The organism is Enterobacter cloacae (assembly GCF_013375935.1).
Lineage (GTDB): Bacteria > Pseudomonadota > Gammaproteobacteria > Enterobacterales > Enterobacteriaceae > Enterobacter > Enterobacter pasteurii.
Genome location: NZ_CP056117.1, coordinates 2,674,357 through 2,687,384, shown reverse-complemented (window position 1 = coordinate 2,687,384; position 13,028 = coordinate 2,674,357). Strand labels below are relative to the sequence as shown.

The following is a 13,028-nucleotide window of genomic DNA, read 5'->3' as shown; positions in this document are numbered from 1 at the left end:
CGTGAGCCTGGGGGCGAAAATGGCGCTTTACACGATAGGTGAAGTGGCACTCCTGTGTGATATCAATCCCGTTACGCTACGGGCGTGGCAGCGACGGTATGGATTGCTTAAGCCGCAAAGAACGGACGGCGGGCATCGCCTGTTCAACGATGCGGATATCGACCGGATCCGTGAGATCAAAAGCTGGATCGACAACGGCGTGCAGGTGGGTAAGGTGAAGTCGCTGCTGAGCCAGGACGATCCTGATACCCAGCATGCCTGGCGCGAGCAGCAGGAAACCCTGCTGAGGCTGTTGCAGGCGGGCAATTTGCAGCGTCTGCGCGGCTGGATCAAAGAACAGGGGCGGGATTACCCCGCGCAGACCCTTATCACCCACCTTTTTATTCCCCTGCGGCGACGTCTCCAGTGCCAGCAAACTACCCTCCAGGCGCTGCTCAGCATGCTCGACGGCGTGCTGATTAACTATATTTCCGTTTGCCTTGCCTCCGCGCGCAATAAAAACAGCAAGGATGCGCTGGTGGTCGGCTGGAACGTGCACGATACCACCCGGCTGTGGCTCGAAGCGTGGATAGCCATCCAGCAGGGCTGGCGCGTTGACGTACTTGCCCACTCGCTGGCCCAGCTCAGACCGGAGCTGTTTGACGGCCAGACGCTGCTGGTCTGGTGCGGAGAAGTCCCCTCGGCCTCCCAGCGGCAGCTCCTGACCGAATGGCGCGCCCATGGCTATCCCGTTTACCCGCTGGGGCCAAATGCGCCGTAACGGCATTTAATGGTTCATTAACAGCTGCGCTTCACCGTATAATTGTTCCGTTAACAACAGGAGCACATGATGAAGGCAACGAAACTCGCCGTAATTACCCTTTTTGCACTGATGGCCCTCAGCGGGATCGGTGGCGTTATGCTCGCAGGCTACTCGTTTATTGTCCGCGGCGGTGTTGGCTGAGATACGCGGCCAGACGTTCGAACAGGCGATCCACCACAATCGCCGCCAGCGCGACCAGAACGGCGCCCTGGATAATATAGGCCGTATTAAACCCGCTTAACCCGATGATGATTGGCGTACCAAGCGTATTCGCTCCCACCGTCGAGGCGATGGCTGCCGTACCGATGTTGATGATTACCGACGTCCGCACGCCGGCGATAATCACCGGTGCAGCCAGCGGCAGCTCTACCTTAACCAGCCGCTGCCGGGCGCTCATCCCCATCCCTTCCGCTACGCTCAGCACCGATGCAGGCACCGCCGCAATACCCGCCAGCGTTCCCTGCAGAATGGGCAACACGCCGTACAAAATCAGCGCAACGATCGCCGGCTGCTGTCCAAAGCCGATGGCCGGAACCGCAATCGCCAGCACGGCTACGGGCGGGAAGGTCTGCCCCGTTGCGGCGATGGTCTCCACCAGCGGGCGAAACTCCCTGCCCGCAGGTCTCGTCACCGCAATACCCGCCCCCACGCCCAGCACGATGGCGACCACGCTCGAAACCGCCACCAGCCAGAAGTGCGCCAGGGTGAGATTAACAAAGCTCTCCTGCTGATAAACCGGACGCGGCAGCCCGGGAAACAGCGCGCTGAACAGCGACGCGCTGTGCGGCATCAGGAACAGCAGGGCAATAAAGAGCAGCACCAGCCAGAGCAAGGGATCACGCACCCGCTTCACGCGTCACCTCCCCCGCCAGCAGATCGCGGAAATGGATCGTACCGCACGGCGTTCCCTGCGCATCCGCCACCGGCAACGCTTCACACTGCCTCGCGACAAACGCAGATAACGCATCGCGCAGGCTCATCTGGTCGTGCAGCGCTTCGCCGCCAACCCGCGCATCCTGCGGACGCATATAGTCCCTGACGGTGCGCAGCGAGAGCAGCCTGACGCCCAGCTCGCTGCGGCCAAAAAACTCGCGCACAAAGTCGTTTGCCGGCGCCGTCAGCAGCTCAAGCGGCGTTCCCTGCTGAACGACCCCACCGCGATCCATCACCACCAGACGATCGGCCAGACGCAGCGCCTCGTCGATATCGTGGGTCACCAGAACGATCGTACGCCCAAGGATCCGATGGATGCGGGTCATCTCCGCCTGCAGCGCGCCGCGCGTAACCGGATCCAGCGCGCCAAAGGGTTCATCCATCAGCAGCACCTGCGGGTTGGCGGCCAGCGCGCGCGCCACGCCGACCCGCTGCTGTTGTCCGCCGGAAAGCTGATGCGGATAGCGGTCGCGAAGCGACGCGTCAAGCCCCAGCAGCGCCATCAGCTCGTCGACGCGCGCGTTGATCTTCGCCCGCGACCATTTCTCAAGCTGCAGCACGGTGGCAATATTCTGCGCCACCGTCCAGTGGGGAAACAGGCCGATGGACTGAATGGCGTAGCCCATCCGACGCCGCAGCTCCAGCACCGGCAGGCTGCGGATCTCTTCTCCGGCAAAGCGAATCGTCCCGCTGTCATGCTCCACCAGCCGGTTGATCATCTTCAGGGTGGTGGATTTTCCCGACCCCGACGTACCGATCAAAACCGAAAACGCCCCCTCGGCAAAGTTCAGGTTCAGGTGGCTTGCCGCCGGACGGCCCGCAAAGGTTTTACTTACATCGTGAAATTCAATCATTGGCTCTTCTCCCGAGCAGCGCGAGCCACAGGGCAAATAAGGCATCCAGCACGACCGCCAGCGCAATGGTGGGAACGACGCCCAGCAACACCAGATCCAGCGCGCTGCTGAGCAGCCCCTGGAAGACCAGCGCCCCAAAGCCGCCCGCCCCAATCAGCGCGGCAATCACCGCCATCCCTACGGTTTGCACCGTCACCACCCGCAGGCTGCGAACCAGCAGGGGAAGCGCAAGCGGCAGCTGTACTTTCCAGAAACACTGGCGCGCACTCATCCCCATCGCGTGCGCGCTTTCCAGCACGTCCGGCGCAACCTGGCTTAGCCCCGCCACCACGCCGCGCACCAGCGGTAACAGCGCATATAGCACGAGGGCGATAAGCGCCGGCGTCAGCCCGGTTCCGGCAATGCCCACCGCGGCCAGGGCAGGGAAAGTTTTCACCAGACCGGCCAGAGGGGCAATCAGCAGGCCGAACAGGGCGACGGAGGGAATGGTCTGAATGACGTTGAGCACGGTAAAGACAGCGCCCTGCTGGCCGGGATGCCGGTAGCACCACATGCCAAGCGGCACGCCCAGCAGCAGCGCCGGGAGCAGCGTTCCGCACAGGATAGTCAGATGCTGCACCAGCGCGTTGTCAAACACCTCCTGGCGGTTGGCGTACTCTTTCAACAGCGAGAGCTGATTCAGATCGCCGCTGAAGAGGATCAGCAGCGGAATAACCCAGAACTGCGCGTTCAGCAGCCAGCGCCAGACGGGCATCGGCGTCAGACGGCGAATGGCATCGCTACAGGCCAGCAGGCAGAGCGCCAGCCACAGCCACAGGCCGCTGCCAATCGACGTGCGGGCAAGCGGGCTTTCAACCGAGGCCATCTGCGCTGCCGCCTGCCCCGCGCTCCAGAACAGCACGATAAACAGCGCTTCGCAGAGAAGTAGCGTCAGCCATTGCGCGGCGCGGCCCGGCCAGAGCGATAAGGCAACGGCACCCGCCAGCGCCGCCCCCAGCAGCAGCGGCGTAAACGACCATATCTGCCAGAGCGCACGCGGCTCGCCCGACACCAGGCGGTTTGGTGCAACATTCACAAAGGGTAACGCGACCGCCGCGATGGCCACGCAGGCCAGCAGCAGCAGTACGCGGTTATGACATTTTATTGGCACAGCCTTATCCCGTTACTTCACAAGCCCTTGTTGCTTCAGGAAGTCGGCGGCCACTTTTTTGGCATCCAGCCCCTCAACGGCAATGCTGGCGTTCAGCTGTTGCAGCGTTTTCGCATCCAGTTTTTCAAAGACCGGCTTCAGCCATTCGTCCATATCCGGATAGGCTTGCAGCACCGCCTCGCGCACCACCGGGGCGGGGGCGTAAATCGGCTGAACGCCCTTCGGATCGGTTAAGGTTTGCAGGCCAAGCGCCGCTACCGGCCCGTCGGTGCCGTAGGCCATCGCGGCATTCACCCCGGAAGTTTGCTGCGCCGCCGCCTTGATGGTCACGGCCGTATCGCCGCCCGCCAGAGAGAGCAGCTGAGCCTGGTCAAGCTTGAAATCATAGGCTTTTTCAAACGCCGGCAGGGCATCCGCGCGCTCGATAAACTCGGCCGAGGCCGCGAGCTTAAACTCGCCCTTCTCTTTCAGGTAGCGGCTGAGATCGTCAAGCGAGGCAAGCTTGCCCTTTTCGGCGATATCTTTGCGCACCGCGATTGTCCAGGTGTTGTTGGCCGGTGCCGGCGTCAGCCAGATCAGCTTGTTTTTCTCCGCGTCCAGCGTTTTGACTTTGTCATAGCCGGCTTTGGCATTTTTCCAGGCCGGATCGTTTTCATCCTTGAAGAAGAACGCCCCGTTGCCGGTGTATTCCGGATAGATATCCAGCTCGCCAGAGGTGATAGCGCCGCGCACGACCGGCGTGGTGCCAAGCTGCACTTTATTGACCGTTTTCACGCCGTGGCTTTCAAGCACCTGCAAAATGATATTGCCGAGCAGCGCTCCCTCGGTATCAATTTTGGAGCCTACCTTAACCGGCTCAGCAGCCTGCAGCGGCAGGCTCAGCGCCGCCAGAAGCACCGCTGAACCTGAGATCCCCTTAATAATCGTCATTCTGCTTTCCTCATTATTTTGTGGCCTTTTTCATAGGCTTGAGAGAAAAGCGTAGCTTAAAACGGCGAATTTAACCGTTTTTAGTACAAGATGAGAGACATCCCCCGGCCAGGCGGGGGATGGTGAGGCAGGAAGGGTTATTGCAGTTCGAATTCGGCTTTGTTCACGCGGGCGGAATCCACGCCAATAAACACGTTGAATTTGCCAGCCTCGGCATCGTATTTCATCTGCTGATTCCAGAACTTCAGCGCGCTCACGTCGATGGGGAAGCTGACCGTTTTGGTTTCGCCCGGCTTCAGGTTGACCTTCTCGAAGCCGCGTAGCTGTTTCACCGGACGGCTCATGGAGGCGGTGACGTCCTGCACGTACATCTGGATCACCGTTGCCCCTTCGCGCTTGCCGCTGTTGGTCACGTCCACGCTGGCGGTGACCTTGCCGTCACGCGTCATGGTCGGGGCTGACATCTTCACGTCAGAAACCCTGAAGGTGGTGTAGCTCAGGCCGTAGCCAAACGGATACAGCGGGCCGTTGGCCTCGTCGAAGTAGCGCGAGGTGTACTTGTTCGGCTTATCGGCGTTATAGGGGCGACCGGTGTTCAGGTGGCTGTAGTAAACCGGGATCTGCCCGACGGAGCGCGGGAAGGACATCGGCAGCTTGCCGGACGGGTTGTAATCGCCAAACAGCACGTCGGCAATGGCGTTACCGCCTTCGGTACCGGCAAACCAGGTTTCCAGAATGGCGTCAGCCTGCTGGTCTTCTTTCACCAGCGCCAGCGGACGACCGTTCATCAGCACCAGCACCAGCGGCTTGCCGGTGGCTTTCAGGGCCGCGATCAGATCGCGCTGGCTTTGCGGAATGGTGATGTCGGTACGGCTGGACGCTTCGTGCGCCATCCCCTGCGCTTCACCCACGACCGCGACCACCACGTCGGACTGCTTCGCGGCGTTAACCGCTTCGTCGATCATCGCCTTCGGCGTGCGCGGATCCACCTTCACCGCTTCCTCATACTGATTGAGGAAGGTGACGATGTCTTTGTCGTCCGTGACGTTCGCGCCTTTGGCGTAGATAACTTTCGCGCTCTCGCCCACGGCGCTCTTGATGCCGGTCAGCACGGTAACGGACTGATCGGCCACGCCCGCGGCGGACCAGCTGCCCATCACGTCACGCTTGCTGTCGGCCAGCGGGCCGACCACGGCAATGGTGCCGGATTTTTTCAGCGGCAGCGTGTCGAGGCGGTTTTTCAGCAGCACCAGGCTTTCGCGCGCCACTTCCCGGGCCTCTTTACGGTGCAGGCGGCTTTCGGCGTTGGTGTCCGCCGGGTCAGACTCCTTCGGCCCCAGATGGCTGTACGGATCGTTAAACAGCCCCATGTCGTATTTCACGTTCAGCACGTGCCGCGTGGCGTCGTCCAGCTCCGCCATCGTCACCTTGCCGCTCTTAACCAGCCCCGGCAGGTATTTGCTGTAGTATTCGTCGCTCATGCTCATGTTGATGCCGGACTTGAGCGCCACGCGCACCGCATCTTCCGGGTCAGACGCCGTACCGTGTTTAATCAGCTCTTTAATCGCGCCGTGGTCAGAAACGGTGATGCCCTTAAAGCCCCACTGGTCGCGCAGCACGTCTTTCAGCAGCCAGGCATCGGAGGTGGCTGGCGTGCCGTTGAGAGAGTTCAGCGCTACCATCACCGCGCCGCTGCCCGCGTCCAGCCCCGCTTTGTACGGCGGCATGTAGTCGTTGAACAGGCGCTGCGGACTCATGTCGACGGTGTTGTACTCTTTGCCGCCCTCCACCGCGCCGTAGGCCGCGAAGTGCTTAACGCTGGTCATCACCGAGTAGCGATCCGCCGGGCTTTTACCCTGCATCGCTTCCACCATGGCCTTGCCCATCGTGGCAGTTAAATACGTATCTTCACCAAAGCCCTCTGACGCGCGGCCCCAGCGCGGATCGCGGGAGACGTCAACCATCGGTGCCCAGGTCATGTTCAGGCCGTCGTCTGCGGCTTCATATGCCGATACGCGCCCGACGGTTTTCACCGCATCGAGGTTAAAGGAGGAGGCTAAGCCGAGGCTGATGGGGAAAACGGTACGCTGGCCGTGCAGCACGTCGTAGGCGAAGAACAGCGGAATTTTCAGGCGGCTGAGCGCCATCACCTGATCCTGCATGGCGCGGATATCCTGACGGGTGACGGTGTTAAAAATCGCCCCCACCTGGCTCTCTTTGATCATCTCGCGGATAGCTTCTTTTGGATTATCCGGGCCGACGCTGATCAGCCGCAGCTGGCCAATTTTCTCATCGACCGTCATCTTTTTGAGCAATTCCGTGACAAACGCGTCGCGGGCTTCAGGCGTGAGCGGGTGATTACCAAACAAATCCTCTGCCAGCGCAGGCTGCAGCGCCAGGCTGACGGCGACACCTACAGAACATAGCCATTTCATGTCGTTATTCTCTCTCATCAATAACCGCGGGAAGCACCCGGCCAGACCGTGCGAAAAGCGCAGTGTGCCACAAAGCCCGAAAACCTTGCAGGGTTATTCTCTGATTTTTCTCATGAATACCCGACCGCTTAACGGCTAATCGCGCTATGCTTTACAGCGAGAAATTTGCCCCACCACAAGGAGTGGAAGATGTCTTCTGTTCGAACTGACGATAACAATACTTTTATTAACGAACTGTCGCGCCTGGTTGGTCACTCTCACCTGCTTACCGACCCGGCTAAAACCGCCCGCTACCGTAAGGGCTTTCGCTCCGGACAGGGCGACGCGCTGGCGGTGGTCTTCCCCGGCACGCTGCTCGAACTGTGGCGCGTGCTGAGCGCCTGCGTCGCGGCGGACAAGATTATTTTAATGCAGGCTGCTAATACCGGCCTGACCGAAGGCTCCACGCCGAACGGTAACGACTACGATCGTGACATCGTCATCATCAGCACCCTGCGTCTCGACAAGCTGCACCTGCTGGACAAAGGCGAACAGGTGCTCGCCTTCCCCGGTACCACCCTTTACTCGCTGGAAAAAGCGCTCAAGCCGCTGGGACGCGAGCCGCACTCGGTGATCGGCTCCTCGTGCATCGGCGCGTCGGTGATCGGCGGGATCTGCAATAACTCCGGCGGCTCGCTGGTGCAGCGCGGCCCGGCCTACACGGAAATGTCGCTGTTTGCGCGGATTGATGAAAACGGCAAGCTGACGCTGGTGAACCATCTGGGCATCGATCTGGGCGTAACGCCCGAGCAGATCCTCAGCAAGCTTGACGACGACCGCGTAAGGGATGAAGACGTACAGCACGATGGCCGTCACGCGCACGACCACGATTACATCACCCGCGTGCGCGACATCGACGCCGATACGCCGGCGCGCTATAACGCGGATCCGGATCGCCTGTTTGAATCCTCCGGCTGCGCGGGCAAGCTGGCCGTGTTTGCGGTGCGCCTTGATACCTTCCCGGCGGAGAAAAAACAGCAGGTGTTTTATATCGGCACCAATCAGCCAGAGGTGCTCACGGAGATCCGCCGCCATATTCTGGCGGAGTTCACCCACCTGCCGGTGGCGGGCGAGTACATGCACCGGGACATTTACGACATCGCCGAGCGCTACGGCAAAGACACCTTCCTGATGATCGACAAGCTCGGCACCGACAAAATGCCGTTCTTCTTCACCATGAAGGGCCGCACCGACGCGATGCTGGAGAAAGTCTCGCTGTTTAAGCCGCACTTCACCGACCGCTTTATGCAAAAGCTGGGCAACGTCTTCCCGGCGCATTTACCGGAGCGCATGAAGACCTGGCGTGACAAATATGAACACCACCTGCTGCTGAAGATGGCCGGTGACGGCATTGAAGAAGCGCAGAGCTGGCTTACGGCGTTTTTCAAATCCGCCGACGGGGATTTCTTCGCCTGTACGCCGGAAGAAGGCAGCAAGGCCTTCCTGCACCGTTTTGCCGCGGCGGGAGCCGCCATTCGCTATCAGGCGGTGCATTCGGAGGAGGTGGAAGATATCCTGGCGCTGGATATTGCGCTGCGCCGCAACGATACCGAGTGGTTTGAACACCTGCCACCGGAGATCGACAGCAAGCTGGTGCACAAGCTCTACTACGGCCACTTTATGTGCTATGTCTTCCACCAGGATTACATCGTCAAAAAAGGGGTTGATGCCCATGCGCTGAAAGAGCAGATGCTGGCGCTCCTGCACGAGCGCGGCGCACAGTACCCTGCCGAGCATAACGTGGGCCATCTGTATAAGGCGCCGGAAACCCTAAAAGCGTTTTATCGCAAAAATGACCCTACCAACAGTATGAACCCCGGCATTGGCAAAACAACCCGGAAGAAATACTGGAAAGAGAGTGCCGAAACAGCGCAGGACAATACGCAAGCCGCTGATTGAACCCAGCAGCCAAATTTTAGAGATTGTTAAGCCTTCCGCAATCGTACTAGAGTAGCTGCCTGTAGCCAGAGAAACGTTTCTCTGGCTTTCCTGACTGAGGAGCAGGCAGAGCATGTCGGCTATAGAAATTTTATCCGAAACCGAAATTGAGGTGCGCGACGCCCTTCCTGACGATGCGCATGCCATCTCGGCGATATACGCCTGGCATGTGCTTCATGGACGTGCGTCGTTCGAGGAAGTTCCCCCAACCGTCGATGAGATGCGTCAGCGGATAAAAAGCGTGACCGACAGCGGCTTACCGTGACTGGTCGCGCTGTATCGCGGCATCATCGTCGGCTACTGTTACGCCACGTTTTATCGTCCTCGCCAGGCCTACCGGTATACCCTTGAAGAATCCATCTATGTCGATGCCAGCACCACCGGCCGCGGGTTTGGTTCGTCCCTGCTTCAGGCGCTGATTGCCCGCTGTGAGCAAGGGCCCTGGCGGCAGATGATTGCCGTCGTCGGTGACGGGCAGAATAACCCCGGGTCGTTACGGCTGCATAAAAAACACGGTTTCGAGATTGTGGGCCAGCTCAGGAGCGTGGGATATAAGAAAGGCGACTGGCGGGACACGGTAATGATGCAGCGCCCGCTCAACGACGGGGACTGGACGCTGCCGGAATAAGGGCACCAGATCGTGCCCTCACCCCGGCCCTCTCCCTGTGGGCGAGGAAGAAAGCTTTGCTCAGTCGTTCTGCGCCGTTGCCATCTGCTGCGCTTTCTGCTTTTTATACGCCAGCGCTGAAGCCGGCACCGGCTGCACTTTCCCGGTTTCAATCCAGGTACGCAGGCGGCTCGCATCGGCAAAGTGAGTGTATTTGCCGAAGGCATCCATCACCACCAGCGCCACCGGCTTGCCGTTGAACACGGTGCGCATCACCAGGCAGTGCCCTGCCGCATTGGTAAAGCCGGTCTTGGTTAGCTGAATATTCCAGTTGTCACGGTAAACCAGATGGTTGGTGTTCCGGAACGGCAGCGTGTAGGCCGGGTTCGAGAATGTCGCCATATCTTCACGCGTGGTGCTGAGCTGGCCAATCAGCGGGTATTGCTTACTGGCGATCAGCAGCTTCGTTAAATCTCGCGCCGTCGAGACGTTATGGATCGACAGGCCGGTTGGCTCCACGAAACGGGTGTTTTTCATTCCCAGCGCTTTGGCTTTTGCGTTCATCGCGCGAATAAACGCGTCGTAACCGCCAGGATAATGATGGGCGAGGCTTGCCGCCGCGCGGTTCTCAGAGGACATCAGCGCCAGCAGCAGCATATTTTTACGGCTGATTTCGCTGTTCAGACGAACGCGGGAATAGATCCCTTTCATCTCCGGCGTGTGGCTGATATCCACCTTCAGCCTTTCGTCCAGCGGCAGTCGCGCATCAAGCACCACCATCGCGGTCATGACTTTGGTAATAGAGGCAATCGGGCGCACCAGATCCGGCTGACTGGCGTAGATCACCTTGTTGGTGTTCAGGTCAACGATCATCGCGCTGCCGGAAGCAATCTGTGGCTGCGCAGCAGCGGTAGCGACTGCGGGGGTTTTGGCGACGGCTGGCGCGGTAGCGGACACACCCAACAGCAGCGCAAGGCTAAGTAGCGAAACTCGGAATTTCAGCATGATGAGACTTCTGATAATGATTCACGCACGTTATGACGTACACCGCCTGCGTCGACGCGCTTCACAGGCTGGCTTCGGCATCATAGCGGGCGGCGAACGATGTCGCCAGCGGAGAATCATGAGCAGATGCTGCATTGCTGGCATTTACGCCAGCAATGCAGCGGAGCTAAAAGAGACGGTATCCATAGCCCCAAAGAATGACCGTCAGGGCCAGAAGCGCCTCCAGGACCAGAACGCCGATGGCCAGCGTTGAGCTGGAGAAGCTCAGGCCCTCTTCTTTATTGATATTCAGGAAGGTTGGCACCCCCACATACAGCAGATAACCGGTGTAAAAGAGGGCAACCGTACCGATCAGCGCGCACAGCCAGACCAGTGGATAGAGCGCGACAATGCCGCTTAAGAACAGCGGAGTCGCGACGTACCCGGCGAAGACCATACAGTGCGCCAGCGACGGGCGCTGCGGGTAGTTGCGCGCCATCCAGTGGATGACCCGCCCCATCACCGCCACCCCGGCCAGCATCAGTCCATAGAACAGAATGGCCATATACAAACCGGTAAACCAGGAGAGCTTAACCACAGTGCCATCACCAAAGTTCCAGCCGATTTGCGTTGTACCAATAAACGCGCAGACCACCGGCACCGCCGCCATCAGCAGCACGTGGTGGGTGTAGTGATGCGCGACCGTTTCGTTCTCGTTTCGGATAACCTGCATTTCACGATCGGGATGGGAGAAAAGTCCCCAGACATGGTTCATAACGCCCCCTTGTTGTCGGCCCGTCAGCGATAGCTTAAGTATAATGCAGCCTTTAGATTATTTTATGTACAGTGGGAAATTTCCGTTGATTGCCGCGCGGTTGATGGATGGGGTATATGATTAACGCAGGCATTTTAAGGGAGATGACATTTACAGCATGGATATCAACGGTCTCATTGAGCAATATGGCTACGCCGCGCTGGTGATCGGCAGCGTGGCAGAGGGCGAAACCATCACGCTGCTGGGCGGTGTCGCCGCACACCAGGGACTGCTGTCGTTTCCGCTGGTGGTCGCCGCGGTGGCGCTGGGCGGAATGATTGGCGATCAGCTGCTCTACTTTCTGGGGCTGCGCTTTGGCCCAGCGCTCCTGCAGCGTTTTGCCAGGCATCAAAAGAAAATCCGCCGCGCCCAGCGCCTCATCCAGCGACATCCCTATCTGTTTGTGATTGGCACCCGCTTTATGTACGGCTTTCGCATTATTGGCCCAATACTGATTGGCGCCAGCCGCTTACCGCCGAAAATCTTCCTGCCGCTCAATATTATCGGGGCGATTGCCTGGGCGCTTATCTTCACCACGCTTGGCTACGCGGGCGGCGAGGTGATCGGGCCGTGGCTGCATAACCTCGATCGGCATCTTAAGCACTGGGCGTGGTTGATCCTCGTGGTGGTGGCGGTGGTTGGGGTGCGGCTGTGGCTTAAGCATCGCGAAAAGCGGCGGGATGAGGAGTGAGTGCGTCCTGCTACCCTCACTCCGGCCCTCTCCCACAGGGAGAGGGAGAAGGGTATCTACCCTTGTGGCTTAAACTGCGGGTTCGCCAGCATAAAACCGCCGTCGACAATAAACGACTGCCCGGTGGTGTAGCTGGCGTCGCTGTCGCATAGCCACGCCACCAGGCTGGCAATTTCTTTGGTGTGCCCGGGGCGCGCCAGCGGGATTGACGGCATTGATCCCTCTTTAACTTCGCTGTCGTCCATGTCGTTCATTGGCGTGGCAATCGCGCCGGGGGCGACGGCGTTCACCAGGATCTTATGCTGCACCAGCTCCAGCGCCATCGACTTGGTTAACCCGCCCAGGGCATGCTTTGCGGCGGTGTAGGCGCTGGCTTCCGGCAGCGGCGTATGTTCATGCACCGAAGTGATGTTCACTATTCGCCCCCCTTCCCCCTGCTTCACCATCTGACGCGCGGCGATCTGCGAGCAGAGAAACGCGCCGTCAACATCAACGGTAAATATGTTCCGCCAGTCGTCAAAGGACAGGTCAAGAAAAGACGATTTGTTCATTGCCCCGGCATTGTTAACCAGCACATCCAGCCGTCCGAAGCGCGCAACCAGTGTTTCAATGGCCATGGCGCCTTCCGGCAGGTTGCTCAGGTCCAGATGAATGGCCTCGGCGCGCTGCCCGCGCGCTTCAACTTCACGGCAGGTTTCCAGCGCTCCTTTTTCATCCGAATGCCAGGTTACGCCGATATCAAACCCGCGTTCGGCCAGCATCAGGGCCGTCGTTTTACCAATTCCCGAATCCGATGCGGTAACAATTGCGACTCGCGTCATACTCACCTCCTGAAAATCTGTAAAGAGGTA

Annotated in this window: 12 protein-coding genes and 1 pseudogene; 5 read left to right on the top strand and 8 right to left on the bottom strand. The window is 59.5% G+C overall.

The annotated features are described in order from the left end of the window. Nucleotides 1-19 precede the first annotated feature (19 nt). Complete coding sequence (gene mlrA, locus HWQ14_RS12635) at nt 20-760, top strand: HTH-type transcriptional regulator MlrA (protein WP_176611189.1); 741 nt, start codon at nt 20-22, stop codon at nt 758-760. A 69-nt stretch (nt 761-829) separates the two neighbouring features. Continuing rightward, complete coding sequence (locus tag HWQ14_RS12630; RefSeq protein ID WP_148422764.1) at nt 830-943, top strand: protein YohO; 114 nt, start codon at nt 830-832, stop codon at nt 941-943. On the opposite strand, the gene HWQ14_RS12625 is transcribed toward HWQ14_RS12630, so the two are convergent. The 5 genes from HWQ14_RS12625 to bglX form a co-directional block, all read right to left on the bottom strand. Continuing rightward, on the bottom strand, nt 918-1,655 hold the full coding sequence (locus tag HWQ14_RS12625) for an ABC transporter permease (RefSeq protein ID WP_176609901.1): 738 nt from the start codon (nt 1,653-1,655) through the stop codon (nt 918-920). The genes HWQ14_RS12630 and HWQ14_RS12625 overlap by 26 nt on opposite strands. Continuing rightward, nucleotides 1,639-2,589, bottom strand: a complete 951-nt coding sequence (locus tag HWQ14_RS12620) for an ABC transporter ATP-binding protein (protein ID WP_176609900.1) — start codon at nt 2,587-2,589, stop codon at nt 1,639-1,641. Before HWQ14_RS12620 ends, HWQ14_RS12625 begins: the two co-directional genes overlap by 17 nt. Next, nucleotides 2,582-3,739: an ABC transporter permease gene (locus tag HWQ14_RS12615; protein WP_176609899.1), complete on the bottom strand. Its 1,158-nt coding sequence runs from the start codon at nt 3,737-3,739 to the stop codon at nt 2,582-2,584. Before HWQ14_RS12615 ends, HWQ14_RS12620 begins: the two co-directional genes overlap by 8 nt. A gap of 12 nt (nt 3,740-3,751) precedes the next feature. Then, entirely contained in the window at nt 3,752-4,669 is a 918-nt protein-coding gene (gene osmF / locus HWQ14_RS12610) for a glycine betaine ABC transporter substrate-binding protein OsmF (protein ID WP_176609898.1), read from the bottom strand. Nucleotides 4,670-4,806: 137 nt separating this feature from the next. Continuing rightward, on the bottom strand, nt 4,807-7,104 hold the full coding sequence (gene bglX / locus HWQ14_RS12605) for a beta-glucosidase BglX (protein WP_176609897.1): 2,298 nt from the start codon (nt 7,102-7,104) through the stop codon (nt 4,807-4,809). A gap of 189 nt (nt 7,105-7,293) precedes the next feature. Here bglX and dld point away from each other — a divergent pair, with 189 nt between their 5' ends. Next, complete coding sequence (dld, locus tag HWQ14_RS12600; protein WP_148422755.1) at nt 7,294-9,042, top strand: D-lactate dehydrogenase; 1,749 nt, start codon at nt 7,294-7,296, stop codon at nt 9,040-9,042. Nucleotides 9,043-9,154: 112 nt separating this feature from the next. Next, nucleotides 9,155-9,709: pseudogene (locus tag HWQ14_RS12595) on the top strand (GNAT family N-acetyltransferase). A 60-nt stretch (nt 9,710-9,769) separates the two neighbouring features. Here HWQ14_RS12595 and pbpG read toward each other — a convergent pair. Both pbpG and HWQ14_RS12585 read right to left on the bottom strand, forming a co-directional pair. Beyond that, nucleotides 9,770-10,693: a D-alanyl-D-alanine endopeptidase gene (gene pbpG / locus HWQ14_RS12590; RefSeq protein ID WP_148419839.1), complete on the bottom strand. Its 924-nt coding sequence runs from the start codon at nt 10,691-10,693 to the stop codon at nt 9,770-9,772. 166 nt (nt 10,694-10,859) lie between these two features. Then, nucleotides 10,860-11,447 carry a Yip1 family protein gene (locus tag HWQ14_RS12585; RefSeq protein ID WP_102750707.1) on the bottom strand — a complete coding sequence of 196 codons (588 nt, stop codon included), beginning with the start codon at nt 11,445-11,447 and terminating at the stop codon, nt 10,860-10,862. 157 nt (nt 11,448-11,604) lie between these two features. Between HWQ14_RS12585 and HWQ14_RS12580 the strand changes: the two genes are divergently transcribed. Next, nucleotides 11,605-12,177, top strand: coding sequence for a DedA family protein (locus tag HWQ14_RS12580; RefSeq protein WP_176609896.1), 573 nt, complete (start codon nt 11,605-11,607; stop codon nt 12,175-12,177). A gap of 56 nt (nt 12,178-12,233) precedes the next feature. On the opposite strand, the gene HWQ14_RS12575 is transcribed toward HWQ14_RS12580, so the two are convergent. Further along, the gene (locus HWQ14_RS12575; RefSeq protein ID WP_176609895.1) at nt 12,234-12,998 is read right to left on the bottom strand and encodes an SDR family oxidoreductase; all 765 of its coding nucleotides are present in this window, start codon (nt 12,996-12,998) and stop codon (nt 12,234-12,236) included. Between the last annotated feature and the right edge of the window lie 30 nt (nt 12,999-13,028).